The sequence below is a fragment of the Nocardia sp. NPDC060255 genome (genome assembly GCF_042727395.1).
Classification (GTDB): Bacteria; Actinomycetota; Actinomycetes; order Mycobacteriales; family Mycobacteriaceae; genus Nocardia.
Genome location: NZ_JBHXAU010000001.1, coordinates 378,997 through 403,238, shown reverse-complemented (window position 1 = coordinate 403,238; position 24,242 = coordinate 378,997). Strand labels below are relative to the sequence as shown.

Below are 24,242 nucleotides of genomic sequence, written 5' to 3'. Positions count from 1 at the left end.
GGAACATCATGAAAACTCTCCGCTGGATCACCGCCGCACTCGCCGCACTGGCCATCGGCTACTACATCTTTCACGGCCTCACCTACGTCAGCCCCAACGAATTCGAGCCCGCCGAAATGGCGTGGGTCGGTTGGCAGATGGCGCTGCCGATCACCGCGATCACCCTGGTCCCCATTGTTTTCGCGTTCACCGGCGAAGGCATTGTCACGGCATTCACCGGCCGCAACAGCGCCGAATTCCGTGACGCCCCGGTCGGTCTCGGCACCATCAAGTCCTTCGGGCAAACCGGGTTGGCCGTCAACGACCAACCGCAGGTGCGCATCGAATTCAGCGTCGAGGGCGTCGACGGCAAGAACTTCACCGCCACCGCGAAAATGATTGTGCCGCTTACGGAATTGGCGCTGTTGCAGCCCGGTGTGGTGCTGCCGGTGCGCTACCTGCCGGGCCGGACCGACAAGGTCGAGGTCGATAGGTCCGGCGATACGACCATCGCGCAGCGGGCCATGAACGAGTCGATGATCCGGAAGGGCATCACGACCAGGCACAAGCTCGACATCGCCGAGCGCGGCATCGCCACTCAGGCTGTGGTGCAGTCGCTTTCGGTCCCCGGCGAGATCCGCGACGGCCACTCCAAGATCGAACTCGGCCTGGCCGTCACCCGGCCGGACGGCTCGACCTTCAGCACCCGGGTGGAGAAGTTCCTCGCCCCGAGTCGCGTCGGACAGGTGCAGGTCGGCCGCATCCTGCGGGTGCACTATCTGCCCGCGAACGAGCAAGAGGTCGTCATCGCCCTTGCGGTGAATGCTTAGCCGCCAGCGAATGCCGCGTTGCTTCGAGTTTCTCGAACAACGCGGCATTCGCATGTCCGCGGCACTACATATTGGCGAAGCGCGCGAAATCGCCCTGAGCGCCGCTGTATACGTTCAGATCGGTGTTGCCCGCGATGCCGTCGATGCCGCCGCTGTCGGTGGTCTGCCAGAAGGTCCAGGTCGGCCAGCCGCCCGGCACCTCGGGTGCGTCGTTGCCCCGGTAGTCGGCGATCCACAGTGGGTACCTGGTGAACTCGTTGGTGTCGGCCATCGCCGTGCGCCAGAAGTTCGGATAGGTGTAGACCACCGGAGTCCGTCCGGTCAGCGCCTGCACCGCGTTCAGATACCGGTGCGTCCAGTCGATCAGTGCGGCAGGCGGCAGCCCGCCCGTGGTCTCCAGGTCGAGCACCGGCGGCAGATCCAGCGCGCCGTTCTGGCCGAGCACCACCGCGGCGTACAACGCGGCCTGTGGTTCCGGCGCCAGGTTCGGCCTGGCGTAGTGGTACGTCCCGCGGGCGACGCCGGCCGCGCGCATCAGCAGGCTGTCCGCGACGAAGTACGGGTTGATGTAGCTCACGCCCTCGGTGGCCTTGACCATGGCGAACGCGTGACCGGAGCGCCGCACCGCGAACCAGTCGATCAGCCGGCCGTCGATGTGCTGCCAGGACGAGACGTCCGGGCCCGTCGGCGTGGCCTCGGCGCGTGCGGACAAGGTAACCGTGAGGATGCCGGTCAAGGCGATCAGCGACAGCGCCGTGCCGCGGCGACGGATGGTCGAGCTCCAACGCGAGGTGTCCATGGTGTTCGACGATAGCTATTTGATCTTAAAGTGACCAATGTTGCACAAGGTGCAGTTCGCAATGTTTACCTGAACGCCGGTCGGACCGCCCTCAGCCGAGCCAATCGAGCACCGAGGCCGCCGTCCACGACTGCTGCATGCTGCCGAGCGGTTCCCCGGTGAACGGCTCGTAGTACTCGGCGAAACTGCCGTCGCTGGCCTGGCGCAGGCCCTCGGCGCGCAGCATGAACGAGCGCTCGGCCCAGCCGCGCCGGGCGAACACCCAGGAGAACAGCCAGCTCATCACCGGCCACACCGGGCCACGCCAGTACTCGCGGGACCGGAAGTCCCGCGACACCGGCGAGGTCGACGGCGGCAGCGCGTAGCGCAGATCCGGATGCCCGCAGAAGCGCGGCCCCTCGAACGTGCGCAGCAGGCTGCGTTCGGCGTCGCGCGGCAGCCCGCCGCACAGCAGCGGCGCGAACATCGCCAGCGTCTCGGTGCCGATCCAGCGCTGCAACCGCACGTCGAAGTCCCTGGCCGCGCCGGTGCGCGCGTCGGCCGTCGCGACCACGCCGGCCCGGAAGCGATCGGCCCACCCGTACAGTTCGCGGACGTCGGCGTGCGGCTGCTTGTACTCCTCACCGATATTCGCCAGCACCTCGCAGGCCAGCGCGAAGATCCCGGTGACGAACACATCCTCGACCGCGAAACTCATCGTCGAGGACAGCTGATAGTCGTCGTAGCCGGCCCGGCGCATCTGCTCGACCAGCCACAGGTAGCGGTCGTACTCGCGGTCGGTCGGCCGCTGCGTCGGATCGGCGACCACCCGCACGTCCTCGCGGTGATACGGCGGCAGGTCGCCGGGGATCACGTTCTCGTAGGCACGGTCCCAGCGCGGCGAGTTGTCCATGCCGGATTCCCAGCCGTGATACAGCGTGATCCGCCCGGTCTCCTTGGGATCGCGCGCATGCGCCAGCCAGCGGTGCCAGCGCACCAGATCCGGCCAGCGGCGGTTCAGGAATTCCTCGGCGACCGCGCGGGTGCTGCGGCCGTGCCGCCGGGAGTGATCGAGAATGCGCTGCACCGCGATGGCGTGCACGGGCGGCTGGGTGATCCCCGAGGTGTCCGGGCCGTCCGGCGCGTTGGCGGCCAGTTTGCGGCATTCCCAGCGGGACGGGCCGGGGAAGTAGCCGTCGACGCCGTTGGCGAAGACGATGTGCGGGATCATGCCGTTCTTCCACTGCGCGGACAGCAGGGTGTCCAGCTCGATCACGGCGCGTTCCACGCTCAGCGGGGCGAGCCCGACCGCGACGAACGCGGCGTCCCAGCTCCACATGTGCGGATACAGCCGGGGCGCGGCGCTGGTCATCGTGCCCAGGTCGTTGCCACGCAGCAGGTAGGCGGCGCGGGCCGCGAGCTGTGTCGGAGTGAAACCCGGGTGTGCCATCCCCCTATTCTGCGATGCCACCGGCAAGTACGCCCGCTCGGCGGTGTCCGACTCGGCGTCGTCCCACCTGCCGGTAGGCGGCTCGTGCTCGGCGCTTGTCACTCTCGAATGCCCCGTCCGTAATTCGCTGCTCGAGATTTTCGCATAGATGTATGCGTGCATCGCTCTGCTTTCGCGGGCTATTACGGTGGGGCGCATGACCAATGCCGTGACCAGCTCCCCGAAGCCGACCGCGCTGATCACCGGCGCCAGTCGTGGACTCGGCGCCGCCATCGCCCGTGAGCTCGCGCCGACGCACGACCTGCTGCTCGGTGCCAGATCCGCCGACGCCCTGCGCGACATCCGGAAGGAACTGCCCGAGGCGACCGGGTGGCCGGTCGAGCTGACCGACTATCCGGCGGTGGCCGCGGCGGCCGAGCCGATCCGGCGGCTGGACGTGCTCGTGCACAACGCGGGCATCCAGGACCTGGCCTCGATCGCCGAGTCGACGGTCGATCAGTGGCGAAACACGTTGGAGGCCAACCTGATCGCGGTCGTCGAGCTGACCAGGCTGCTGCTGCCCGCGCTGCGCGCCGCGGACGGCCATGTGCTGCTGATCAATTCGGGCGCCGGGCTGCGCGCGAACGCGGGCTGGGCGTCTTACGCCGCCAGCAAGTTCGGGCTGCGCGCTTTCGCCGACGCGCTCCGGCTGGAGGAACCCACGCTGCGGGTGACCTCGATTCATCCCGGCCGCATCGACACCGACATGCAGCGCGAGATCATCGCGATGGAGGGCCGCGAATACCGGCCCGAGCAGTTCCTGCGCGCGGAGACGGTCGCGGGTGTGGTGCGCAATGCGATCGAGACGCCACGGGACGGGCATCCGACGGAGATTGTGCTGCGACCGGCGTCGAGCTAGTCGGCCCGTCGTTCCCGCGTGATCAACGGTTCAGGCGGTGGACAGATTCGATCGGTAGCCTGGCGCTGTTTGTGCGTCGTCGCGCCGGGTATGGGTGACGGCTCGTTCGACCAGAGCAAGGGTTCAAAGCAGTGGATAGACGTCGGATGTTGATGCTTGCCGCAGGTACTGCCGCCGTATTGGCCGGGTGCGCGGTCGCGGAGGGTGATCCGATCAACAGCGGCTCGGCCGGCAGCGGACCACTCGCGCCGCCGAAACCGCCGCTGTTACCGCCCCCGCCCGGCGGACCGAAGACACCGATTCCCGCCGCCACCATCACCGGGTTGCCGGGTCCCGGCACCAGCATGGCGTTGACCGTCGACGACGGGGCCAGCGCCGAGGTCGTCGGCGCGTACATCAAGTTCGCCAAGGACACCGGCGCCCGATTCACCTTCTTCGTGACCGCCTACTACGACTCATGGGCGATCCACCGAGACGCGTTGCGCCCCTTGGTCGATTCGGGCCAGATCCAACTCGGCAACCACACCTGGGACCACCCCGACCTGACCAAACTCTCCGCCGGCGCCATAGCCGACCAGCTGCAACGCGCGAAGACCTACCTGCAGAACAACTTCGGCGTCGACGGCGCCCCGTACTACCGCCCGCCGTTCGGCAGGCACAACCCCACCGTCGACAAGGTCGCCGCCGACCTCGGCTACACCGTGCCCACCATGTGGTACGGCTCACTGTCGGACTCCGGCGTGATCACCGAGGACTACCTGCTCGAGTGCGCCCGCAAGTACTTCCACCCACAAACCATCATCATCGGCCACGCCAACGCCCCCGCCGTCACCCACTGCTACGGCCAACTGGTCGACATCATCAAGGAACGCAACCTCTCCCTGGTAACCCTCAACGACGTCCTACTACCCCCGCGCTAACCCACCGACCAGCCGAGCCGAACCGAGCCGAGCCGCCGCCCACCAATCAACCTCGGACAGCAACCATTCGACTCTCTTAACGTTGAAACCAATCAGCGCCCTACGCCGACCACCTCACCCTTTGTGTCACCCTCACACCCGGTACGCGTCCACGGGGTGAGCCGCTTAACAAAGGGTGAGCGGCTTCCAATTCCCCACGTGCGCAGCGGAATACGCACCCTGTGTCGGGATCGCACACCCAGATCAGGGCCCCGCTGCCGGGCGGATTCCGAGAGAGGGTGCGGTTCGGTGCTCGAAACCGGGTACAACCCCCGCCACGAGTGCCTGGCCCCCACCCCACCCCGCCGAACCCAGAATCTGCGCACTCTCTCGGGACCTGCACCGGCTTTAGGGCCCTATTCCCAGTGCCGATCCCGAGTCAGAGTGCAGATCTCGGGCATGCCAGGGTCGGGGTGCACCTGGTGGGGTTGATCGCGCACTGAAGCCGCCGTGGACCGCCTGGTGGGGTTGATCGCGCACCGAAACCGCCGCCGACCACCCCGCTCTTATCCAAAGCGCTTGTGACGCAACCACAGCCAGGTGACCACCTCGGGAACGTGAGATCGCGCACCTGACGTGCACCTAAAGTCGGGTACGGCACACGACGTGCCCAGCACTACTCACAAGAAAACATGGGATCAGGTCTTCAGCTCACTGGACAGGTCATCGCCTGGAGTCCCTAAGAAGCACTTGCCCGGATAAGTGCACCTTTCCGAGGGTCTGTTTGTGTACTGGTCCGGGTTTGTGTACGCACAGAGAACTCCGGTGGTGTGCTGGCTCCGAGGTTTTCGACAGCCCATTGGATGACCGGAGTAGTGCTGGGCGCGTCAGGTGGGGTACCCGACCTGCTCTTCCGCGGCTTGTGATGGGCAACGCTTGTGTTCCAGCGTGAGGACTGGCTGTGGTCCGGTTCAAAGATGCTCGGGAAAAGCGAGGCGAGTCAGGTGGGTGCTGGCGTCATCGAGTCGAGCAGAGTCAAATGGTTGTTGGCGTGATCGAGCAGAGTCATATGGTTGCTGGTCAAGATCGTTTAGCGACCATATGACTCTCGACTCGAGGGGGCTCAGGCGACGATGTTGATCAGGCGGCCGGGGACGACGATCAGCTTGCGGGGGGCGGCGCCGTTCAGGAGTGTGGCGATCTTTTCGTCGGACAGGGCGGCCGCCTCGATGGCTGCGGTGTCCGCATCCGCTGGGACCTGGATTCGGCTGCGTACCTTGCCGTTTACCTGAATCGGGTATTCGACGGATTCGTCTACCAGTAGTGCCGGGTCGGCGATCGGGAACGGGCCGTGGGCCAGGGAGGTGGTGTGGCCCAGCCGTTCCCACAGTTCCTCCGCGATGTGCGGCGACAGTGGGGCCAGCATCAGCACCAGTGGTTCCACTACCGCGCGTGGTGCGCCGTCGGGGTAGGTCTTGGTGAGGTGGTTGGTCAGCTCGATGAGCTTCGCGCCCGCGGTGTTGTCGCGCAGCGCGGCCAGATCCTCGTCGACACCGGCGATCGTCTTGTGCAGCAAGCGCAGGGTTTCGGTTGCGGCCGCGGCCTCGGTGACCCGGATGCCGCCGGTCTCCTCGTCCACCACCAGACGCCACATCCGTTGCAGGAAGCGATGTGCGCCTACGACGTCCTTGGTCGCCCACGGTCGGGAGGTGTCCAGCGGGCCCATCGACATCTCGTAGAAGCGGAAGGTGTCGGCGCCGTACAGATCGCACATCTCATCGGGAGAGATGGCGTTCTTCAACGACTTACCGATCTTGCCGTACTCCTGGTTCACCGGGATCTCGGTGCCGGTCGGGTCGGTCCAGAAGAACTTGCCGTCGCGCTCCACCACCTCGGCGGCCGGGATGTACGCGCCGCGCTCGTCGGTGTAGGCGTAGGCCTGGATGTAGCCCTGGTTGAACAGGCGCCGGTACGGCTCGTAGCCGGACACGTCACCCAGATCGAACAGCACCTTCTGCCAGAACCGCGCGTACAGCAGGTGCAGCACCGCGTGCTCGACACCGCCGACGTACAGGTCGACGCCGCCGGGATCGTCCGGGCCGTGCTCGGCCGTGCGCGGGCCGAGCCAGTACTGCTCGTTCTCCTTGGCGCAGAACGCTTCCGAGTTCGTCGGGTCGGCGTAGCGCAGCTGGTACCAGGAGCTGCCCGCCCAGTTCGGCATCACGTTGGTGTCGCGCCGGTACCGCTTCGGCCCGTCGCCGAGATCCAGCTCGACATTGACCCAGTCGGTCGCCTTCGCCAGCGGCGGCGACGGCTCGGAGTTCGCGTCGTTCGGATCGAAGGTCACCGGGGCGAAGTCGTCCATCTCCGGCAGCAGCACCGGCAGCATGGATTCCGGCAGCGCGTGCGGCGCGCCGTCCTCGTCGTAGACGATCGGGAACGGCTCGCCCCAGTAGCGCTGCCTGGCGAACAGCCAGTCGCGCAGCTTGTATTGGATGGTGCCCTTGCCGTGGCCGTCGGACTCCAGCCGGGCGATTACCGTCGCCTTGGCCTCGTCGATCGAAAGTCCGTCCAGGTAATCGGAATTCACGATGGCGCCGTCGCCGGTGTAGGCCGCGGCGGTGACGTCACCGCCGGCCACGACCTCCTTGATGGGCAGCCCGACCGCGGTGGCGAAATCCCAGTCGCGCTGGTCGTGGCCGGGCACCGCCATGATCGCGCCGGTGCCGTAGCCGCTCAGCACGTAGTCGGCGATGAAGATCGGCATCGGTGCGCCGTTCGCCGGGTTGGTGGCGTAGCTGCCGAGGAAGACGCCGGACTTCTCCTTGTTCTCCTGGCGTTCCAGATCGGATTTGGCCGCGATCGACTTGCGGTAGGCCGCAACGGCATCCGCGGGGTTCGCGCCACCCCCGTTGGTCCAGCGGGCATCCGTGCCTTCGGGCCAGGCGGCCGCGGTCAGCGTGTCGACCAGCTCGTGCTCCGGCGCCAGCACGACATACGTTGCACCGAACAGCGTGTCGGGCCGGGTGGTGAAGACCTCGATCTGCGCGCCGTTCGCATCGAACTTGACCTGCGCACCACGCGAGCGCCCGATCCAGTTGCGCTGCATGGCCTTCACGTTCTCCGGCCAATCCAGGTGATCGAGATCGTCGACCAGCCGGTCCGAATACGCGGTGATGCGCATCATCCACTGCCACAACCGCTTACGGAACACCGGGAAGTTGCCGCGCTCGCTGCGGCCCTCCGCGGTGACCTCCTCGTTGGACAGCACCGTGCCGAGGCCGGGGCACCAGTTGACCATCGAATCGGTCTGGTACACCAGGCGATACGAGTCGAGCACGGCCGCGCGCTCGGTGGCGGTCAGCGTCGCCCAGTCCTTGCCGTCGGGGGCGGGACGAGCGCCGCTGGCGAACTGGTCGGCCAGTTCGCCGATCGGGCGGGCGCGACCCAGCTCCTGGTCGTACCAGGCGTTGTAGATGCGCAGGAAGATCCACTGGGTCCAGCGGTAGTACTCGGGATCGGTGGTCGCGAACGTGCGCCGCCGGTCGTGGCCCAGCCCGAGGCGATCGAGCTGGCGCTGCATGGTGATCATGTTCGACTCGGTGGTGTCGCGCGGGTGCTTGCCCGTCTGCACCGCGTACTGCTCGGCGGGCAGGCCGAACGCGTCGTAGCCCAGCGCGTGCAGCACGTTGCGGCCGTGCATCCGGTGGTAGCGAGCGAAAACATCCGTGGCGATGTAGCCGAGCGGATGCCCGACGTGCAGACCGGCACCGGACGGGTACGGGAACATGTCCTGCACGAACAGCTTGTCCGCGGGGGTGGCACCGGCCAGCGGGCCGACCGGATTCGGCGCGTGGAAGGTCCCGCGCTCGCCCCACGTCTGCTGCCACCGACGTTCGATGCGGCCCGCGAGGTCCGCGGTGTACCGGTGCTCGGGTACATCGCTATCGGTTGCACGAGTGTCCTGCACGGTCCTGCCTTCTTGTGATCGCCGATCCCCGACAAACTTCGTCTATCAGGGTAGAACGTGCGGACCGCAGTACTGAAAATCGGGCTGTGCTGCCTGCGTCGGCGCGTCCGCGTTCACGCCTCGGGGAAAGCTACCCGCCCGTCGGGATCGGACTGTGCCGCACCGTCTTCTCGTTACTCGCGGGTTGTCGTTCCCATCCGAGCGGTCCCAACAGTGCGTTTGGTTGCTACAGCTCCGGCCTGGCGCCGCACAGTGTGGAACACGCCTGTCCGGGCCGGTGCGTGGTCGGGTGCTGATCAGTTGCGGGGAGCTCTCGGCGGGTCGATGACACCGATGCGCTAGCCTGCATGAGTGCTCGTCGTCGCTCTCGTCCTGTTCGTGCTGGCCCTGGTGGCCATCGCAACCGGCGCTCTCGGACTGATCGGCAGGCTGCCGCGCAACCGCTTCGTCGGGGTGCACACCGAGGCCGCCCTGTCCGATGACGAGACCTTCCGCGTCGCGAATCGCGTCGCCGCCCCCACCTCGCTGGCAGCGGGTGCACTGCTGTTCGCCGGTGGTCTCGTCGCGCTCGCCGCGAGTGCCGTCGTCGCGCTGCTCGTCGGTGCGGGTGCGGTCGTCGTCGCCCTCTTCACCCTCGGTGCCGGAGCCAACGCCGCGGCCTCGACGGCTGCCGCCATCGCACCGCCCGCGGAGGTCGGCGGCTGCGGCAGTGCGTGTGGCGCCTGCTCGCTGCGCGACGCGTGCCAGCCCGCGACCTAGATATCTCTTGCACAGTCCGGTGCGGGCACGCTGCGTGACAGCGGACTCCCGATCGGATTGACGTAAAGCACGCACAGGTGAACCGGTACTGCGCCACGGTTGCGTGCGACATGTGGATAACTCGGGCCACTCGGCTCACGAAAGACGCGCCCGCGACGGTAGACCACCGGTGCGCAGTCCGCGCCGGGATGATCAAGGGTGCCGCGCGTGACCACAACCAGCAGCGTGCCGTCGTGATAATGCCAGCCGCTGCTGCCGCCGGGCTCGATGATGGTCTGGCGCAGCACGAACTCGCGGCGACCGACGGCGAAGCGGAGCAGCACGCGACTCGCCGTGCCCTGCGCGGGTGCCGCGTTCACCTGATACTCGCGTCGCATCAGACCATCGAACCATTTCGATACGGTCCGCGTAGCACTGTGCCGACCAGGCCTTTCCGTGTGGCGCTTCGATATCCGAGTGGGTTGAATCGGCCGAGTTACATTTCGGGTCGAACCCTGTCGGCAGCGGTATCGGCAGTCCATACTTGGGGCGTTGCAGTACAGCTTGATTTTCGGGGTGGAAATGAACTCGCTCGACTTTGTCGCCGCAGGCGATACCTGGGGAATCTCCGGACCCGACTTCATGGCGTTGTATTGGCCATTCATCGGCCTCGCACTGCTATTCGGATTGTTGATGCGATTGCGGGTGACCCGCGGCGCCGTCGACAAACGCGGCGTCGAGCGACCGGGCCTGGACCTGTCACTGCCCGAGATCGCCATGCTGTTCGACGATCGCCGCGCGGTGCTGACCGCACTGGCCCGGCTGCGCAGCCACGACCTGATCGACTCGGCGGCCGCACCGGCGCGGCCATTGACGGACGCGGACAAGCATCGCCTCGACCCGTTCACCCGGTCGATCTACGACCGGATCGTCGCCGGCGCCAAGCCGACGGTCGTCTCGCTGACCGCCAATTCGGCGGCGGCCCTCGGCCCGCTGCGCGACTCGATGATCAAGCGCGGCTACTTTCCCGACGCGGCCTTCCGGCGCAGGCTGTGGGACGCGGGGCTGCCGGTGCTGATCGTCGGCGCGGTCGGTGTGGTGCGGTTCATCGCAGGGACGCTGCAGCACAACCCCGTCGCGTTCCTGGTCATCGCGCTGGTGGTGCAGGCGTTCGGCTATTGGCTCGTGGTGGCCAAGCCGAGGCTGACTCCGCTCGGCCGACTGGCCCGCAAGAACGCGACCAGTAGCAATGCGCATCTGCGGCCGTCCAATTCGCCCGCCTACGCCACCTACGGAGCCGAGAGCGCCGCGCTTGCCGCCGCGGTCTTCGGCGGTGCCGCGCTCATGTCGCTCGACCCCGGTCTCGCGAGTGCTGTTCAGCCGCCGAGCTCTTCGAGCGGCGACGGCGGCAGCAGCGGCGACAGCGGTGGTGGTGGCTGTGGCGGTGGTGGCGGCTGCGGTGGTGGCTGTGGCGGCTGACCGCGACCCGCATCGGAGCCTCGGATGAGCGGACCGCTGCCGGACGGGGCGCTCGGTATCGGCTGGCGTCCGGAGATCTGCGGGGTGATCGCGGAGCTGGCCGGCCTCGGGTTCGGCGAGGTGATCGCGGAATCGCTGCCGGTGCGGCGACGGCTGCTCGGCCGGTCAGAAGTCGCGATCCCCGACGAACTGACGGCCTTGATCGGCCGCGGGGTAGCCATTGTGCCGCACGGTATTTCGCTGTCGCTCGGTGGCGCCGAACCGGTGGACCAGCACCGGATCGAACATCTCGCCGCGTGCGCGCAGGCGGTCGGCGCACCACTGGTGAGCGAGCACGTCGCCTTCGTCCGGGCCGGCGGAGTCGAAGCGGGACATCTGCTTCCGGTACCCCGATCCAAAGCCGCCTTGGATGTCCTGGCCCGCAACATCTCCCGCACCCAGGACGGGCTCGACGTACCGCTGGCTGTGGAAAACATTGCGGCACTGTTCGATTGGCCCGACGACGAATACACCGAGTCGGAATTCCTCGCCGAACTCGTCGACCGCACCGGGGTGTATCTGCTGCTCGACATCGCCAACGTCTACGCGAACGCCCGCAACCGCGCCCGCGACCCCCTCGACGAACTCCTGCGGTTGCCCGCTGATCGCGTCGCCTACTGCCACGTCGCAGGTGGCCACGAATCCGGCGGCCGCTACCACGACACGCACACCGACCCGATCCCCGCCGAAGTCCTCACGCTCGTCAGCGAATTCACCGGTATCCACCCCGTACCGCTGATGCTGGAACGCGACGGCAACTATCCGCCCGCCGCCGAACTCCTCGACGAACTCGACGCCCTCGCGGCGGCCGCGCATCGCCCGTCCATCACGGGCCACGCCCGATCGGCGCGCACATGAGGCCGCCCGTGGCGCCAACCGCTGCCGACGTGCTCGCAGAGCGACAGGCAGCGCTGGTCCGGGCTTTGGTGGCCGGGAGCCCGATCCCCGACGGCTTCGATACCGAAGCCGTCGCCGCGGCAGCCCGCGCATTGCTGCACAAACGCGCGGGAGAGGTCGCACGCCGTTTCCCGCTGCTGGTGCACGCCTGCGGTGATGACTTCACCGAACGTTTCCTCGCCTGGGCCACCGGCAAACCGAAGACCTCCACCGCTTCGGACGCAACGGCTTTCGCCGAATACGCGGGTATCGCGCACCAGCCGAGCGGCGGCTCCCGTACGTCGTTCCTGCGCCGACGTCGATAGCCGGGCTATTCGCTGTGCGTTGTCACCAGAGCGCCGAGCGCCAGTGATTCGCCCGGCGCCAACACGGTGACGTGCGCACCGAGGTCGGCCGCCGCGGCCTGGAACTTGGCCAGCGAGTCGTCGACCTCCACGTAGTACGGCGGGCTGTCGAGGCCGAAGTGGATCGGGATGATGGTGCGCGCGCCGAGGATGTGGCCCGCCGTCGCCGCTTGCTCCGGGGTGAGCACGGCGGGCAGCGGGCTCGCCGGGCGCAGGTGTGGAAACCGCACTGCCGCACCGTTTATCGGCAGTATCGCCGCGTCGATGGGACCGCACCGGCGGGCGATGAGCCACCACAGGCCGTGAAAGATGGTGTCACCGCCGTGGAAGATGCGGTGGCCGCCTGCAGTGACGACCCAGTTCACCTGCGGGTCGCCGAGGCCGTCGACGGCAGGAACGGCAGTGACCTCGAACGGGCCGACCGTGGTGGTCTCCCATTCGGCCATCACCCGGGTCGTCAGATCGTGTGCGGTAAAACCTTCTTCGGCATCCTTGGTAAACCGGACATCATCGCCCGTACCCACCATCGGCGCCGGGCGCAGGACGATTCCGTCCGTCGTCAGGATGCGGCGCAGTGCGGCGGGGTCGGCGTGATCGGAATGCAGGTGGGTGACCAGGGCGGCCAGTGCGGCATTCGGCTGTCGCGGGGCGGTCAACGCGTCATCCGGCAGCGAACTGCGCAGCGGCTCGCTGTCCTGCACCGCGTCGATCACCAGTGTGGCTCCGTCGAATTCGATCTCCACGCCCGCCCAGCCGAGTCTACGGATCTTCATTGCTGCTCCCTCGTTCGCACTACGTTGCGGCAAGTGTACGGACGAACGTTCGTATTTATCTAGTAGGTCCAGAGGTCCCATGGTGTGACGAATTACGTACTTTTCGGTTCCATCCGGACACACCCTCGGCGTTAGCGTGTGGTGTGCGATTCCTCAGCAAGTTCTATATCGACGGATTCATCCTGTCGATCCTCGCTACGGTTGCCCTGGCCAGCGTGTTTCCCGCCCGGGGTACCGCGGCCGACGTAGTCGGTGTGCTGACGAAGATTGCCATCGCATTGCTATTCCTGCTGTACGGCACCCGGCTATCGCCGAAGGAAGCTCTAGCGGGCCTCACCCACTGGCGGCTGCACATCGTCGTGCTGGCGAGCACGTTTGTGCTCTTCCCGCTGCTCGGCCTGGCGGCCCACCTGCTGGTGCCGGGGGTGCTCACCGACGATCTGTACACCGGTTTGCTGTTCCTGTGCCTGGTGCCGTCCACCGTGCAGTCCTCGATCGCCTTCACCTCGATCGCCAAGGGCAATGTGCCCGGCGCGATCGTGAGCGCGACGGCGTCGAACCTGCTCGGTGTCTTCGTGACTCCGCTGCTGGTCATCCTGTTGATGAACACCACCGGCCAGGCCAGCGTCGACTTCTCCTCGATCGGCGACATCGTGCTGCAGCTGCTGGTGCCGTTCGCCATCGGCCAGCTGATCCGGCCGAAGGTGCACCGCTGGCTCAGCCGGTACGCCGAGCCGACCAAGCTGGTGGACCGCGGCTCGATCCTGCTCGTCGTCTACAGCGCGTTCAGCGCGGGCATGGTCGAAGGCATCTGGCACATGCTCTCGCCGTGGCGGATTCTCGCGCTGGCCGGTGTGTGCTGTGTGCTACTCGCGCTCGTCATCGCCGCGACCATGCTGATCGGCCGGATCTTCGGTTTCGCCATGCCGGACCGGATCGTGATCGTGTTCTGCGGCTCGAAGAAGAGCCTCGCCACCGGACTGCCCATGGCGACAGTGCTTTTCGCCAGCCAGCCGGTCGGCCTGATCGTGCTGCCGCTGATGATATTCCACCAGATCCAGCTGATCACCTGCGCCGCCCTGGCGCAGCGCTGGGCCAAGAAGGCGGAGGAGTCCGGCGAGGAAGGCGAACTGCCGGCCGCCGCTTAACGCAGCGTCGCCAAGGCTTCCAGCACCGCGTGATCCGCCGCCGGATCGCCGACCGAAATACGCGCGCTCCCATCGGGATACGCCTTGGCGGCAATGCCTGCCCGCCGCAGCGCGGTAGATACGCCGGGCCCCGGCAGGTACAGGAAGTTCGCGTGGCTGAGCGGCACCGCGATCCCGCAGTGCCGCAACGCGTCCCGCAGCGTTTCCCGCGCGGCGGTGATCCGCATGGTCCGCGCGGCCAGTTCGGGTTCGGCGGCGTAGGACGCGGACACCGCGGCCACCGCCGCCGAACTCACCCCGAACGGCAATTGCAGCCTGCGCACCCTGGCCATCAGCTCGCGCCTGCCGAACGCGTACCCGATGCGCAGCCCGGCCAGCCCGTAGGCCTTCGAGAAGGTGCGCAGCACCAGCAGATTCGGATGCCTGCTCAGCAGGGCCAGCGGGTCGATGTAGTCGGCGGCGCCGAGGAACTCGACGTACGCCTCGTCCAGGATCACCGGCACCCGTGCGGGCACGCTACTCAAGAACGTCTTCAACTCGCCTGCCGAGACCACCGTGCCGGTCGGATTGTGCGGACGGCACACCACCACCAGCTCGGTCCACTTGTCGATGGCCTTGGTCATCGTGCGCAGATCCTGGTTGCCGGTGCCGTCCAACGGCACCGGCACCATCTCGACGCCCGCCATCTCGGCCATGATCGGGTACCCGTCGAAGGTCGGTGCCGCGTAGACCATTCCGGCGCCGGGCGTGGTCAGCGACTGGATGATCTGCATCGCCACGCCGGTCGCGCCGGAGCCGACCACCACCTGATCCGGCTGCACGCCGAGATGCCGCGCGATCAGCTTCGGCAGCCGCAACGGGAGAAACTCCGGATACCGATTGGCCTGTGCCAGCACGCTGTTCACCGCGCGCAGCACCGAAGGCAGCGGCGGGAACGGGTTTTCGCTGAGGGTCAGATCGAACCGGGGCTGCGTCGACGAGCGGCCACGCCGCCGCGACGGCGTGGTCTCGTCGACGAGGTGCGGGCTCATCGCGCCGCGCCCCACCGAATGGCCGCGGCTCCGGCGAAGTCACCCGCGTGCGCGAACGCCGACATGAGTACCACCGAGCCGTTGCGCAGCCTGCCTGCCCGGTTCTCTACATCCAAGGTCACCGGAATGCCTGCGGCGAAAAGGTTTCCGCACATATCGAAGGTGTCCGGATGGCGTTCGGCGGGCAGCTCGAGCGCGTCGTGCCAGTTGCGCAGGAACAGCCGGTTCGGCTGATTGGTGACGAACGTGTCGATGTCACGCCCCTTCACGCCGATCCGATCACACACCGCCAGTGCCACTTCCGGCACCAGCCGGTTGCCGCGCGCGAACACCTTGGTGATCTTCGATTCGGTGAAGCTGACGCAGCCCTGGCCCTCGCCCGGCTCCCAGTACTTGCGGTCGCCGTTGGTGGAAAAGTCCATGTCCCCGGCGAATTCGGGATAGGTGCGGCATTCGATGTCCAGGATCGGCGCGCTGTCGTCCTTGACCAGCAGCCCGACCCCGCAGCCGTCACCGGGCACCGGCGCCTGCGCCAGCTTGCGGATGTCGGGCTGGGTGAACACCGGGCCCGCGCTGTTCTGCGTCGCCACGATCAGCGCGGTGCGAGCGTTGGTGGTCTGCAACACCATTCGAGCGATCGACATCATGTGCACGAACGCCGCGCAACCGCCGTTGTGCACGTCGTACACGAAGCCGGGGTGCGCGCCCAGCCGCTTGGCCACCTCGGGCCCGGCGCCCAGCACCGGATTGTCCGGCAGCTGAGTATGTGTGATCAGCACATCGATGTCCGAAATGAACTGCGCGCCATGGCGTTCGATCAACGGCGCGACGGCGCGCTCGGCCATGTCCACCGCGGTCTCGTCCCGATCCACGTGGTGGCGGGCCTTGGGCGACCGGAACATCACGTTCTTGGCCATCCGGTCCGAGCGGGAGAACTGGGTGAAGTATTCGGTGCCGACCGGCTCTCCCGGCAGGTAGCTGGCCACATCGACCAGGCTGACCGAGGGCAGCGCGGGCGCGTCCGGGTTTGTCGAGGTCATGCCGGGTCTCATTTCATCCAGTCGGGCTTGATGGGCAGGCCGTGGGCCGCCCGGTACTCACAGATCGCCTTGAGGTTGTCCATCTCCAGCTGGTGGCCGGCGGAGAACATGTCCCAGAAGTCGCCGACCCACACCGGGCGCTTCGCGGGCGCGGTCTCGGGATACGGGTTCTCGTCGTAGAACGGATGCCGGCAATTGACCCACAGCACCACCGAACCCGGCTTGTTGAACACCGTCTGCGCGTCGACGACCCGCAACAGGTAGATCATCCACAGGTGCTGCGACTGGTCCCAGGCACAGTGGTAGTCGACGGTCATTCCCTCGGGATGTGCGACGGTGCGGGTGTAGATCTCGGTCTCGTCGCCGAGCCGGTCGTAGGCCAGCCACAGGCCGGGTTCCTCGGTCGGCACGAAGCCGCGCAGGCTGTAGGTCCACTCCTCCAGCGAGCGGGTGTCGGCGAGGTACTCGTACACCTCGCGCGGCGGCGCGGCGATATAGGCCTGCACCGGGCAGTATTCGCCGAAGATCTGGTCGTGCGGGTACACCGACCGCAGCATGTCCACGATGATCGGGGTGGTCGCGTCCTTGTCGGAATTCTCGATCCGCAACAGACCGGGCGGCAACTCGTGCTCCGGGATATCGCTGAGGGCCGGCAGGGCGCTGGTAAGCCCGCCCGTCACCCGGCCACCATCCCTGAGGGAATCGCTACGCGATGCGGTCATGTAGTGCTCCTAGATTGCTCGATGGTTGTCAAGAACGGAAGAAACGGTGGTACCTCGTCCGGGTCCACGTCGATCGAAATGAACGACGGCCCTGGGGTTTCCATGCAGTGCCGCAGCGTCGCGGCCAGCTCGGTCGGTAGCCGCACCGAGAAGGCGGGGAGTTCGGGGAACATGGCGCCGACGCCGTCGCCGAGGTGCGCGGGCCGGAATCGATTGAAGCTGTAGCGGTTTCGGTAGTACAGCTGTTCTCTGGTCACGCACATGGCGTGGGCGTTGTTGTTGAGCACGATGAAGGTGATCGGCAGCGCGTGCTCGATGGCGGTGTGTATCTCCATGCCGTGCATGAAGAACGCGCCGTCACCGGCCACCACCACGGTACGCCGCACCCCGTCCTGCCCGCGGGCAAAAGCGGAACCGATACCCGCGCCGAACGCGTAACCCATGCCACCCATCCCGAGCGCGACCACGAACCGGCCGCCGCGCGGCACTCGCAGGTGATGCACTACCGCCGCACCGGTATTGCCCGCGTCGGCGAAGACGTCGGTGCCATCGGGCAGGCCGGCGTCGATGGTCTCCACCAGCTGCCGGTAGCGCAAACCGGGACCGGAGGCCGCCGGAACATGGAGTGGCGTAAGCGAAGTGGTGGCGCGATGCTCGGGTGCCCCAGTGGCAGTGGCGAATTCGTCGGCCAGATCGCTCAAGGTGCGTGCCAGGTCGGTACTGGTGGCATGGATGGCCGGCAGATGGGGCGGCGTCACCCCGATGCTCGCCACCGTGCCCCCGGCCAGCGATTCGTCCAGCCCGGTCCGCGTGGTGATGGGCATCGGTGTGCCGATGAGCAGGCACAATGCCGCCGACCGGAGGGCCGCGCCGAGCTCGGGATGCCCCATGGTGCCCGCGACCCCGCAGAAGCCGGGATCGGTGTTGTCGTAGGTGTCCTTGGCATCGGGCGCGACGCCGACCGCGGCATCCAGGACGGTGGCCAACCGGGCCAGTTCGTCCCGCGCGTCGTCCCGGGCGACCTGATCACCGGCGATGATCACGATCTTCCCGGTTCGCCGCGCCGTCGTCAGCGCGTCGCGCAGCCGGGCCAGACCGGCCTCGTCGCGCCGATACACCTTGCTGGGCAACCGAATCGGCCGCGCCGCGCCCATGTCGGCCTGCTGCACGTCCTTGGGCAGCAGCAGCACGGCAGGCCCGCCGCGCCGGGCCGCGCCGACCGCCCTGGCCAGCAGGTCGGGCAGGTCGGCGGCGGATTCGACGCGGGCGCAATAGCGGGTGATCTCGTGGAACATCCGGGCAGCGTCGATGGTGCCCGCCTGTCCGCTGGTGTCTTGAAAGGCGCCATTGCCCTCCAGCGCGGTCGGCGGCTGACCGACCAGCGCGAGCACCGGTACCCGCGAGGCGAACGATTCGGCAAGTCCGGCAACGAGATTCATCGCGCCACCGCCGGACGTCGCGGCGACGACGCCGAGTCCACCGGTCGAGCGGGCATACCCGTCGGCCATGGTGGCCGCCGAGAACTCGTGCTTGGCGATCACCCCGGTCACGTCGTCGGGCGCATCGAAGATCGCGTCGTACAGATCCTCGATGTTCGCGCCGTCCACGCCGAAGATGTGCCGGACTCCCAAGGCCGAAACCGCCTGCACCAAATAATCCACGACCCGGCTCTGCATCGGCACTCCTTCCCGCGGTATCCCCCTGTGCCCTGGGCACACGCGAGATCACTTTCTGCGTACAGGAGTGATACGGGTGGGAAGCGCGGACGGTTCAACGCTGAACCGGAAGTGGGCTGACGACTCCGCTACTGGAGGACGCTCAGCTGAGCTCGATGGGATCGCTGTAGACGACCTCGCTGGTCTGCCCGCCGGGGGTCACCAGGGTGAATTTCACGAAGGTCCGCACGGTCACCGGTCCGAACGCGCCGGTGACGGTCAGATGCGTGTTGGACAGGTCGGCGTAGGCCATGGGCTGGGTCAGCGCGACCGTCGCCAACGTCGTCGCGACGATGCCGCCGTGCCCCACCTGGAACGACGTCTGCTGGGACGGCAGCACGGTGGCCAGTGCGCCGAACTCACCGCCGAGTTCGTAGTTCAACGGGGTTTCCGACTCGGCGGCAGGCTGGGACTCGGATTGAGATTGCGACTGGGACTGCGATGCGGTGGTGCCCGCGATCTTCGGCTTGGCGTTGCCGGTGACCGCCACCGACGGCGAGTTGAGCGTGGCGGTGATCCCGTTGGGCGCCAACGCCACCGGATAGCCGATCTCGTAGCCGACCTCGAGTACCGCGCTGACGATCTTGCCGTGCTTGGGCCCGTCGACCTGGCCGATGCCGATTCCGGAGAGGAACGCTTCCTTGCTGAACGGGTTGTGGTCGAGCGGCGGCGTGACGTTGGCCGCGGTGTTCGCCTCGATGATCATGAACGCGTAGCCGTCCATGGTTCGTTTGACCAGCTGGTGGCCGATGCGGACGGGCAAAGTCGCGGGATCGACGAACTTGGCCGACGCGGGTGTCGGGGCGGTCAGCGGCAAGGCCAGCGACAGTAGGCAACTACCCAGCACCAATCGCATGCTGTGCTTTCGCTCGGCGTTCTGAGGCTTCACAGCCGCACCTTCTCGCAATCCGCGTCCAGCAGCTGGTGCCGAGCTGGCGGTTCGCTGCCAGTCGGCGGATAATAGTGACCTTCCAGCAACCTACAAGAGCCGTATTCTGAAATGCCGCATTTCGCCGGGCGGTGTCGCAAGGCTTGCGTGTACGTATACATCTACGTATAGTTGGATCATGCCCAACAAGACGATCTATGTTGCCGATGACGATCTGCCGCTGTTCCAGCGGGCCCAGGAACTGGTCGGCGGCAATCTTTCCGGGGCGGTGACCACGGCGCTGCGCCGGTTCATCGAACTGGAGGAAGGTCGGCAAGAAGGGTACGACGAGGTCATCGTCCGGGTCGGGCACAACGGCGTCCGGCAGGTCCGGTTCTCCGGCGCGCTGCTCTTCGAGACGAACGACGTCAACGACCATCGGATGGAACACGTCCGGGTGTTCCGCAGTCGCAAAGGCAAGTTCGTGCTGCACGCCCACTACGCCAGCTGGGACGAATATCCGCAATCGGCCAACTGGCTCAAGGATTTGAAGAACTGGCGGCGCATGCTCGGCGTCGGCGAACAGGACTGGGGCGATTTCATTTTGGAGATCGTCGACTCGATCGAGGAGTTGAAAGGCAAGCTGCCGGACAAGGTTTACGAGCGGGTCGTCGATATCGCGAAGCGGCCGCAGATCGAAGACCTCGACATCTAGCCGAATCGTGCTTCCGCACAACTGAATAGCACCTGCTCGACCCGAAAGCCGCTCCCTGGGAGCGGTGTCGATTAAACATGCGCGCATGCGCATTCAACTATATAATTCATCGAAAGGACCGTCATGGTCAACGGCCATCGCGCACCCGCCATTTCGGCATCGGGCCTGCGCAAATCGTTCGGCGAACAGGTGGTGCTCGACGGCATCGACATCACCGTCCCCGAGGGCACGATCTACTCGCTCCTCGGCCCGAACGGCGCGGGCAAGACCACCACCGTGCAGATCTTGAGCACGCTGATCCACGCCGATGCCGGCGAAAACCGGGTCGGCGGCCACGATGTCGAGGCCGACCGCGACGCGGTGCGCAAGGCGATCGGCGTCACCGGCCAGTTCGCCGCGGTCGACGAGCTGCTCACCGGCCGGGAGAACCTGCAGCTGATGGGCGACCTGCATCACCTGCCGCGACGCGAAACCCGAAGGCTGGCAGCGGATCTGCTGGAGCGTTTCGACCTGACCGAGGCCGCCGACAAGCCCGCGTCCACCTACTCCGGCGGTATGACCCGACGGCTGGACCTGGCCATGACCCTGGTCGGCGACCCGCGCATCATCTTCCTCGACGAGCCGACCACCGGCCTCGACCCGCGCAGCAGGCGGGTGATCTGGGAGCTTATCCGCCGACTGGTCGACGACTACAACGTCACCGTCTTCCTCACCACCCAGTACCTGGAGGAGGCCGACTACCTTGCCGACCGGATCGCGGTGCTCGACCACGGCCGGATCGTCGCGGAAGGCACTGCGGCGGAACTGAAGCGGCTGGTGCCCGGCGGGCACATCCGGTTGCAGTTCGCCGACCGCGCCGCCTTGTCCGCCGCGTCCGCCGCACTCGGCGTCGCCGCACAGGTGGTGGACGACGCCGACGAAGACCTGACCCTCGCCGTACCGAGCGACGGCAGCGTGAAATCGCTACGGGCCCTGCTGGATCGGCTCGACTACGAGCAGATCGAGGTCGACGGACTCGCCGTGCACACCCCCAACCTCGACGATGTCTTCCTCACCCTCACCGGCCAGCCGACCTCCGAAAAGGAAACCGTCTGATGAGTACCATGTCCTACGCCCTGGCCGACTCGGCAACGATGTTGCGGCGCAACCTGACTCATGCCAAGCGGTATCCGAGCATGAGCGTCGGCGTCATCGTGATGCCCACCATTCTGCTGCTGATCTTCAAGTTCGTCTTCGGCGGCGCGCTGGAAAAGTCTTCCGGCGGAAACTACATCGACTACCTCGCGCCGGGCATGCTGCTGATGGTTCCGGCCTACATCACGGCGTCGGTGGCGGTGTCCATCGCGACCGACACGTCGAAGGGGATCGTTAATCGGTTCCGCACCATGGGCATTACGCAGTCGTCGATGCTGACCGGCCATGTGCTCGGCGCGCTGCTACAGGCGCTGGGCGGCATCGTGCTGATGGCCCTGGTCTCGCTGCTCATCGGGTGGCGACCCGATGCCAACGTGTTCGAATGGATCGCCGCGTTCGGCCTGCTCGCCTTCACGATCTTCGGATTGAACTGGCTCGCGGTCGCTTTGGGCCTGCTGTCGCCGAACCCCGAGGGCGCGAGCAACGTCATCTTCCCGATCATCATGCTGCCGTTCCTCGGTAGCGGTCTGGTCAGCACCGACACCATGCCCGTCGGGCTGCGCCAGTTCGCCGAGTACCAGCCGTTCACCCCGATCACCGAGACGGTGCGTGGCCTGCTGATGGGTACCGAGATCGGTAACAACGGCATCCTCGCGCTGGTCTGGTGCGCGGGCCTCACGCTTGCCGGATTCCTCTGGGCGAACTCGATTTTCCGTCGCCAGACCAGCTGACCACTTCGCGACGAGGGGTACCGATCCCCCGCCGGCCTCCGGCGGGGGATCGGTGTGTGCTCAGACGGTGCCGGACAGCAGCGTCTCGCCCGAGGACGCCAACCGGATCTGCACGGCCTGGATCTGCTCCGGCGTCTTGTCGACGGTCCGGTCGATCGTCAGCTCGGTGCCCGGTCCGGCCGGCCACTGATCGAGTTCGGTCTGGCTGCCGTCGGTGCCGAGCACGAACAACTTCAGATTCCAGTTGTACTGCTGGTCGCTCGGTCCGTAACTGCAGGTCATGACGATCCGCGTCTTGCCGTTGGCCTGCACCACCTTGAAGCTGGCCGTCACCGGATTCGGCTTGAGCGGTTGCATACTGCGTTCCGCGACCACCTGGTCGGAGCTGGTGTTGCCCGAGGAGGTCACGGTGGCGACCACCGGAACCGCGATGGCCACGGCGGCAGCGGCCGCCGCGACCGCCGCACCGACGGACACCCACCGGCTGCGACGCCGGCGCTTCTCGGCCGCGTCGGCGAGCCGCGGCAGCAACTGCGGCACCGGCGGACCGGCATCGGCCGAGCCCGGCCCCGACGACGAGCCGAGCTCCGCCGCAATGGCTTCGGGCAGCTCGATCATCGCGAGCGCGGTCGCGGGTTCGACCATCGCGAGCATGCCCGGCATGCCGGCCAGCTCGGCGACGGCGGCCTGGCAGGCGGGGCAGCCGGCCAAATGCTCTTCGTATTCCCGGCGCTCGGTTCTGGTCAGGGAGCCGAGCACGTAGGGCGCGTCCCACGTGGTGTAGTCGTCAGCGATGTCGGTCATTGGTTCGTCACCCCCATCTCCTGTAATGCCAGCCGTAGTGCCCGCATGCCGTAGTGCATCCGGGATTTCACCGTGCCCGCCGGGATGTCGAGCTCCTCGGCGATCTGGTGGGTGGAAAGGCCCCGATAGTAGGCCCGCACGATCACCTCGCGGTGATCGGGACTGAGCCTGCCCAACGCGTCCGCGACCACCCAGCCGTCCAGCGCGCGATCGGCTTGATCGGGCGTGGCCTGCTCGGGCGGTGCGTCGGTGCGGAACTCGCGCCGGTTGCGGGCGCTGCGATGCTCATCCACGGCGAGATTGCGCGCCACCGTGAACAGCCACGCGCGCGCCGACGTATCGGACTGATCCAGCACCTGCGGGCGTTGCCACGCGCGCAGCAACGTCTCCTGCACGATGTCCTCGGCCCGTCCAGGGTCGCGAACCAAACCGAGCGTGTACCGCCACAAAGCGGCGGCGTGTTCGTCGTACAGGACCCGTAACAACTCGGTTCGGTTGTCGGGCATTGCTCACCTCCCGCTCATCCCACGACTCAGCAGGGGTGAACGGTTCAATGAATGCGCACATCTCAATTTCGTTCGAGTTCGATCGGGTGTGTCGCCAGCAGCGACAGGGGCAGCGGCTGGCGGCGCAGCACGTGCGCCCACAGGTCGGCGCGGCCGGTGCTGATCGGGTCGGAGGGCAACGCGGACAGCACGATCCAGTCGTCGTTCTCCAGCTCGCCCTCCAGTTGCCCGAAGGTCCAGCCCGCATAACCTGCGAAAATGCGGATGCCCTCGACCAGCTGCCCGATCTCCTCGGGGTCGGCGTCCAGGTCGACGAGCACCACGCGGCCGTCGATCCGGCGCAGGCCGGGGATGCCGTCGATGGTCGCGCCGACGCGGATGGTGCCGAGGCACAGCGCCGCGTCGCGTTTCACCGGGCCTCCGATGAACAGGGTGCGCGGCGCGGCCGCCACCTCGGTCCAGCGGGGCAGCACGTCGTGCACGGCCGTATCGCTCGGACGGTTCAGCACGACGCCGAGGCTGCCCGCATCGTTGTGCTCGATGATGTAGACAACGGTGCGCCGGAAGGTAGGTTCGGCCAGTTCGGTCGCCGACACCAGCAGGGTGCCGGCGCGCACCGTCTGCTCGCCGTGCCGGAAATCGCGCCGCTTGCGGTCGCCGTGCCCGCCGCGAGTTTTCCGATCATCCGGGTCGTCTGCGCGTGCCACTCGGACATCATCGCAGTTGTTTCGGCGATATGCGCTTCTGCTGAGCA

Annotated in this window: 24 protein-coding genes; 11 read left to right on the top strand and 13 right to left on the bottom strand. The window is 67.0% G+C overall.

The genetic code is table 11. From position 1 onward, the window contains the following. Window positions 1–5 precede the first annotated feature (5 nt). Window positions 6–809, top strand: a complete 804-nt coding sequence (locus ACFWF1_RS01955; protein ID WP_379283422.1) for a hypothetical protein — start codon at window positions 6–8, stop codon at window positions 807–809. 64 nt (window positions 810–873) lie between these two features. Here the strand turns inward: ACFWF1_RS01955 and ACFWF1_RS01950 are convergent, their stop codons facing one another. Together ACFWF1_RS01950 and ACFWF1_RS01945 are read right to left on the bottom strand one after the other, a co-directional pair. Continuing rightward, window positions 874–1,608 carry a glycoside hydrolase family 25 protein gene (locus ACFWF1_RS01950; protein WP_379283397.1) on the bottom strand — a complete coding sequence of 245 codons (735 nt, stop codon included), beginning with the start codon at window positions 1,606–1,608 and terminating at the stop codon, window positions 874–876. Between the two features lie 91 nt (window positions 1,609–1,699). Next, window positions 1,700–3,037, bottom strand: a complete 1,338-nt coding sequence (locus ACFWF1_RS01945) for a glycogen debranching protein (RefSeq protein WP_379283398.1) — start codon at window positions 3,035–3,037, stop codon at window positions 1,700–1,702. A gap of 196 nt (window positions 3,038–3,233) precedes the next feature. Here ACFWF1_RS01945 and ACFWF1_RS01940 point away from each other — a divergent pair, with 196 nt between their 5' ends. Beyond that, entirely contained in the window at window positions 3,234–3,935 is a 702-nt protein-coding gene (locus ACFWF1_RS01940) for an SDR family oxidoreductase (RefSeq protein ID WP_379283399.1), read from the top strand. 146 nt (window positions 3,936–4,081) lie between these two features. Beyond that, window positions 4,082–4,855 carry a polysaccharide deacetylase family protein gene (locus tag ACFWF1_RS01935; RefSeq protein WP_379283423.1) on the top strand — a complete coding sequence of 258 codons (774 nt, stop codon included), beginning with the start codon at window positions 4,082–4,084 and terminating at the stop codon, window positions 4,853–4,855. A 1,102-nt stretch (window positions 4,856–5,957) separates the two neighbouring features. Here ACFWF1_RS01935 and leuS read toward each other — a convergent pair. Continuing rightward, a complete protein-coding gene (gene leuS / locus ACFWF1_RS01930) occupies window positions 5,958–8,804 on the bottom strand; it encodes a leucine--tRNA ligase (RefSeq protein WP_379283934.1) in 2,847 nt (948 codons plus the stop codon). Window positions 8,805–9,155: 351 nt separating this feature from the next. On the opposite strand from leuS, the gene ACFWF1_RS01925 reads away from it, so the two are divergent. Then, entirely contained in the window at window positions 9,156–9,563 is a 408-nt protein-coding gene (locus ACFWF1_RS01925) for an SdpI family protein (protein WP_379283935.1), read from the top strand. On the opposite strand, the gene ACFWF1_RS01920 is transcribed toward ACFWF1_RS01925, so the two are convergent. After that, complete coding sequence (locus ACFWF1_RS01920; RefSeq protein ID WP_379283936.1) at window positions 9,560–9,940, bottom strand: cupin domain-containing protein; 381 nt, start codon at window positions 9,938–9,940, stop codon at window positions 9,560–9,562. The two genes, ACFWF1_RS01925 and ACFWF1_RS01920, sit on opposite strands and share 4 nt — an antisense overlap. A 154-nt stretch (window positions 9,941–10,094) precedes the next feature. On the opposite strand from ACFWF1_RS01920, the gene ACFWF1_RS01915 reads away from it, so the two are divergent. From ACFWF1_RS01915 to ACFWF1_RS01905, 3 genes are read left to right on the top strand one after another with little or no spacing between them, the layout of a single operon-like run. After that, on the top strand, window positions 10,095–11,021 hold the full coding sequence (locus ACFWF1_RS01915; RefSeq protein ID WP_379283938.1) for a TIGR04222 domain-containing membrane protein: 927 nt from the start codon (window positions 10,095–10,097) through the stop codon (window positions 11,019–11,021). 24 nt (window positions 11,022–11,045) lie between these two features. Continuing rightward, entirely contained in the window at window positions 11,046–11,918 is an 873-nt protein-coding gene (locus ACFWF1_RS01910) for a DUF692 domain-containing protein (RefSeq protein WP_379283939.1), read from the top strand. An 8-nt stretch (window positions 11,919–11,926) separates the two neighbouring features. Then, window positions 11,927–12,262 carry a hypothetical protein gene (locus ACFWF1_RS01905; RefSeq protein ID WP_379283941.1) on the top strand — a complete coding sequence of 112 codons (336 nt, stop codon included), beginning with the start codon at window positions 11,927–11,929 and terminating at the stop codon, window positions 12,260–12,262. A gap of 5 nt (window positions 12,263–12,267) precedes the next feature. Here ACFWF1_RS01905 and ACFWF1_RS01900 read toward each other — a convergent pair whose 3' ends face one another. Then, entirely contained in the window at window positions 12,268–13,074 is an 807-nt protein-coding gene (locus ACFWF1_RS01900; RefSeq protein WP_379283942.1) for an MBL fold metallo-hydrolase, read from the bottom strand. Between the two features lie 143 nt (window positions 13,075–13,217). On the opposite strand from ACFWF1_RS01900, the gene ACFWF1_RS01895 reads away from it, so the two are divergent. Next, window positions 13,218–14,222, top strand: coding sequence for a bile acid:sodium symporter family protein (locus ACFWF1_RS01895; RefSeq protein WP_379283943.1), 1,005 nt, complete (start codon window positions 13,218–13,220; stop codon window positions 14,220–14,222). On the opposite strand, the gene ACFWF1_RS01890 is transcribed toward ACFWF1_RS01895, so the two are convergent. From ACFWF1_RS01890 to ACFWF1_RS01870, 5 genes are all read right to left on the bottom strand, one after another. Beyond that, window positions 14,219–15,253: an aminotransferase class I/II-fold pyridoxal phosphate-dependent enzyme gene (locus ACFWF1_RS01890; RefSeq protein ID WP_379283944.1), complete on the bottom strand. Its 1,035-nt coding sequence runs from the start codon at window positions 15,251–15,253 to the stop codon at window positions 14,219–14,221. The genes ACFWF1_RS01895 and ACFWF1_RS01890 overlap by 4 nt on opposite strands. Then, window positions 15,250–16,293, bottom strand: coding sequence for a 3-oxoacyl-ACP synthase III family protein (locus ACFWF1_RS01885; RefSeq protein ID WP_379283946.1), 1,044 nt, complete (start codon window positions 16,291–16,293; stop codon window positions 15,250–15,252). Before ACFWF1_RS01885 ends, ACFWF1_RS01890 begins: the two co-directional genes overlap by 4 nt. Before the next feature lie 8 nt (window positions 16,294–16,301). Then, entirely contained in the window at window positions 16,302–17,015 is a 714-nt protein-coding gene (locus ACFWF1_RS01880) for an SRPBCC family protein (protein ID WP_379283948.1), read from the bottom strand. Next, entirely contained in the window at window positions 17,012–18,691 is a 1,680-nt protein-coding gene (locus ACFWF1_RS01875) for a thiamine pyrophosphate-binding protein (protein WP_379283949.1), read from the bottom strand. The genes ACFWF1_RS01880 and ACFWF1_RS01875 overlap by 4 nt, the downstream gene beginning before the upstream one ends. A 142-nt stretch (window positions 18,692–18,833) precedes the next feature. Further along, complete coding sequence (locus ACFWF1_RS01870) at window positions 18,834–19,619, bottom strand: MspA family porin (protein WP_379283950.1); 786 nt, start codon at window positions 19,617–19,619, stop codon at window positions 18,834–18,836. Window positions 19,620–19,797: 178 nt separating this feature from the next. On the opposite strand from ACFWF1_RS01870, the gene ACFWF1_RS01865 reads away from it, so the two are divergent. From ACFWF1_RS01865 to ACFWF1_RS01855, 3 genes are all read left to right on the top strand, one after another. Continuing rightward, window positions 19,798–20,313: an EXLDI protein gene (locus ACFWF1_RS01865; protein ID WP_379283951.1), complete on the top strand. Its 516-nt coding sequence runs from the start codon at window positions 19,798–19,800 to the stop codon at window positions 20,311–20,313. Between the two features lie 123 nt (window positions 20,314–20,436). After that, window positions 20,437–21,408, top strand: coding sequence for an ATP-binding cassette domain-containing protein (locus ACFWF1_RS01860; RefSeq protein ID WP_379283953.1), 972 nt, complete (start codon window positions 20,437–20,439; stop codon window positions 21,406–21,408). Continuing rightward, window positions 21,408–22,178 (top strand): ABC transporter permease, encoded by a 771-nt coding sequence (locus ACFWF1_RS01855; protein ID WP_379283955.1) that lies wholly within the window; start codon window positions 21,408–21,410, stop codon window positions 22,176–22,178. The genes ACFWF1_RS01860 and ACFWF1_RS01855 overlap by 1 nt, the downstream gene beginning before the upstream one ends. A gap of 60 nt (window positions 22,179–22,238) precedes the next feature. Here ACFWF1_RS01855 and ACFWF1_RS01850 read toward each other — a convergent pair whose 3' ends face one another. From ACFWF1_RS01850 to ACFWF1_RS01840, 3 genes are all read right to left on the bottom strand, one after another. Continuing rightward, window positions 22,239–22,982: an anti-sigma factor family protein gene (locus tag ACFWF1_RS01850; protein ID WP_379283956.1), complete on the bottom strand. Its 744-nt coding sequence runs from the start codon at window positions 22,980–22,982 to the stop codon at window positions 22,239–22,241. After that, window positions 22,979–23,488: a sigma-70 family RNA polymerase sigma factor gene (locus tag ACFWF1_RS01845; RefSeq protein ID WP_379283957.1), complete on the bottom strand. Its 510-nt coding sequence runs from the start codon at window positions 23,486–23,488 to the stop codon at window positions 22,979–22,981. Before ACFWF1_RS01845 ends, ACFWF1_RS01850 begins: the two co-directional genes overlap by 4 nt. 62 nt (window positions 23,489–23,550) lie before the next feature. After that, complete coding sequence (locus ACFWF1_RS01840) at window positions 23,551–24,195, bottom strand: YqgE/AlgH family protein (RefSeq protein WP_379283959.1); 645 nt, start codon at window positions 24,193–24,195, stop codon at window positions 23,551–23,553. Window positions 24,196–24,242: the final 47 nt, after the last annotated feature.

Bases quoted from the DNA above. Each gene is read 5' to 3' on its own strand.
- ACFWF1_RS01945 (WP_379283398.1), bottom strand. From the start codon at position 3,037: ATGGCACACCCGGGTTTCACTCCGACACAGCTCGCGGCCCGCGCCGCC.
- ACFWF1_RS01880 (WP_379283948.1), bottom strand. From the start codon at position 17,015: ATGACCGCATCGCGTAGCGATTCCCTCAGGGATGGTGGCCGGGTGACG.
- ACFWF1_RS01855 (WP_379283955.1), top strand. From the start codon at position 21,408: ATGAGTACCATGTCCTACGCCCTGGCCGACTCGGCAACGATGTTGCGG.
- ACFWF1_RS01940 (WP_379283399.1), top strand. From the start codon at position 3,234: ATGACCAATGCCGTGACCAGCTCCCCGAAGCCGACCGCGCTGATCACC.
- ACFWF1_RS01910 (WP_379283939.1), top strand. From the start codon at position 11,046: ATGAGCGGACCGCTGCCGGACGGGGCGCTCGGTATCGGCTGGCGTCCG.
- ACFWF1_RS01920 (WP_379283936.1), bottom strand. From the start codon at position 9,940: ATGCGACGCGAGTATCAGGTGAACGCGGCACCCGCGCAGGGCACGGCG.
- ACFWF1_RS01890 (WP_379283944.1), bottom strand. From the start codon at position 15,253: ATGAGCCCGCACCTCGTCGACGAGACCACGCCGTCGCGGCGGCGTGGC.
- ACFWF1_RS01950 (WP_379283397.1), bottom strand. From the start codon at position 1,608: ATGGACACCTCGCGTTGGAGCTCGACCATCCGTCGCCGCGGCACGGCG.
- ACFWF1_RS01850 (WP_379283956.1), bottom strand. From the start codon at position 22,982: ATGACCGACATCGCTGACGACTACACCACGTGGGACGCGCCCTACGTG.
- ACFWF1_RS01900 (WP_379283942.1), bottom strand. From the start codon at position 13,074: ATGAAGATCCGTAGACTCGGCTGGGCGGGCGTGGAGATCGAATTCGAC.
- ACFWF1_RS01865 (WP_379283951.1), top strand. From the start codon at position 19,798: ATGCCCAACAAGACGATCTATGTTGCCGATGACGATCTGCCGCTGTTC.
- ACFWF1_RS01885 (WP_379283946.1), bottom strand. From the start codon at position 16,293: ATGACCTCGACAAACCCGGACGCGCCCGCGCTGCCCTCGGTCAGCCTG.
- ACFWF1_RS01860 (WP_379283953.1), top strand. From the start codon at position 20,437: ATGGTCAACGGCCATCGCGCACCCGCCATTTCGGCATCGGGCCTGCGC.
- ACFWF1_RS01935 (WP_379283423.1), top strand. From the start codon at position 4,082: ATGTTGATGCTTGCCGCAGGTACTGCCGCCGTATTGGCCGGGTGCGCG.
- ACFWF1_RS01845 (WP_379283957.1), bottom strand. From the start codon at position 23,488: ATGCCCGACAACCGAACCGAGTTGTTACGGGTCCTGTACGACGAACAC.
- ACFWF1_RS01875 (WP_379283949.1), bottom strand. From the start codon at position 18,691: ATGCAGAGCCGGGTCGTGGATTATTTGGTGCAGGCGGTTTCGGCCTTG.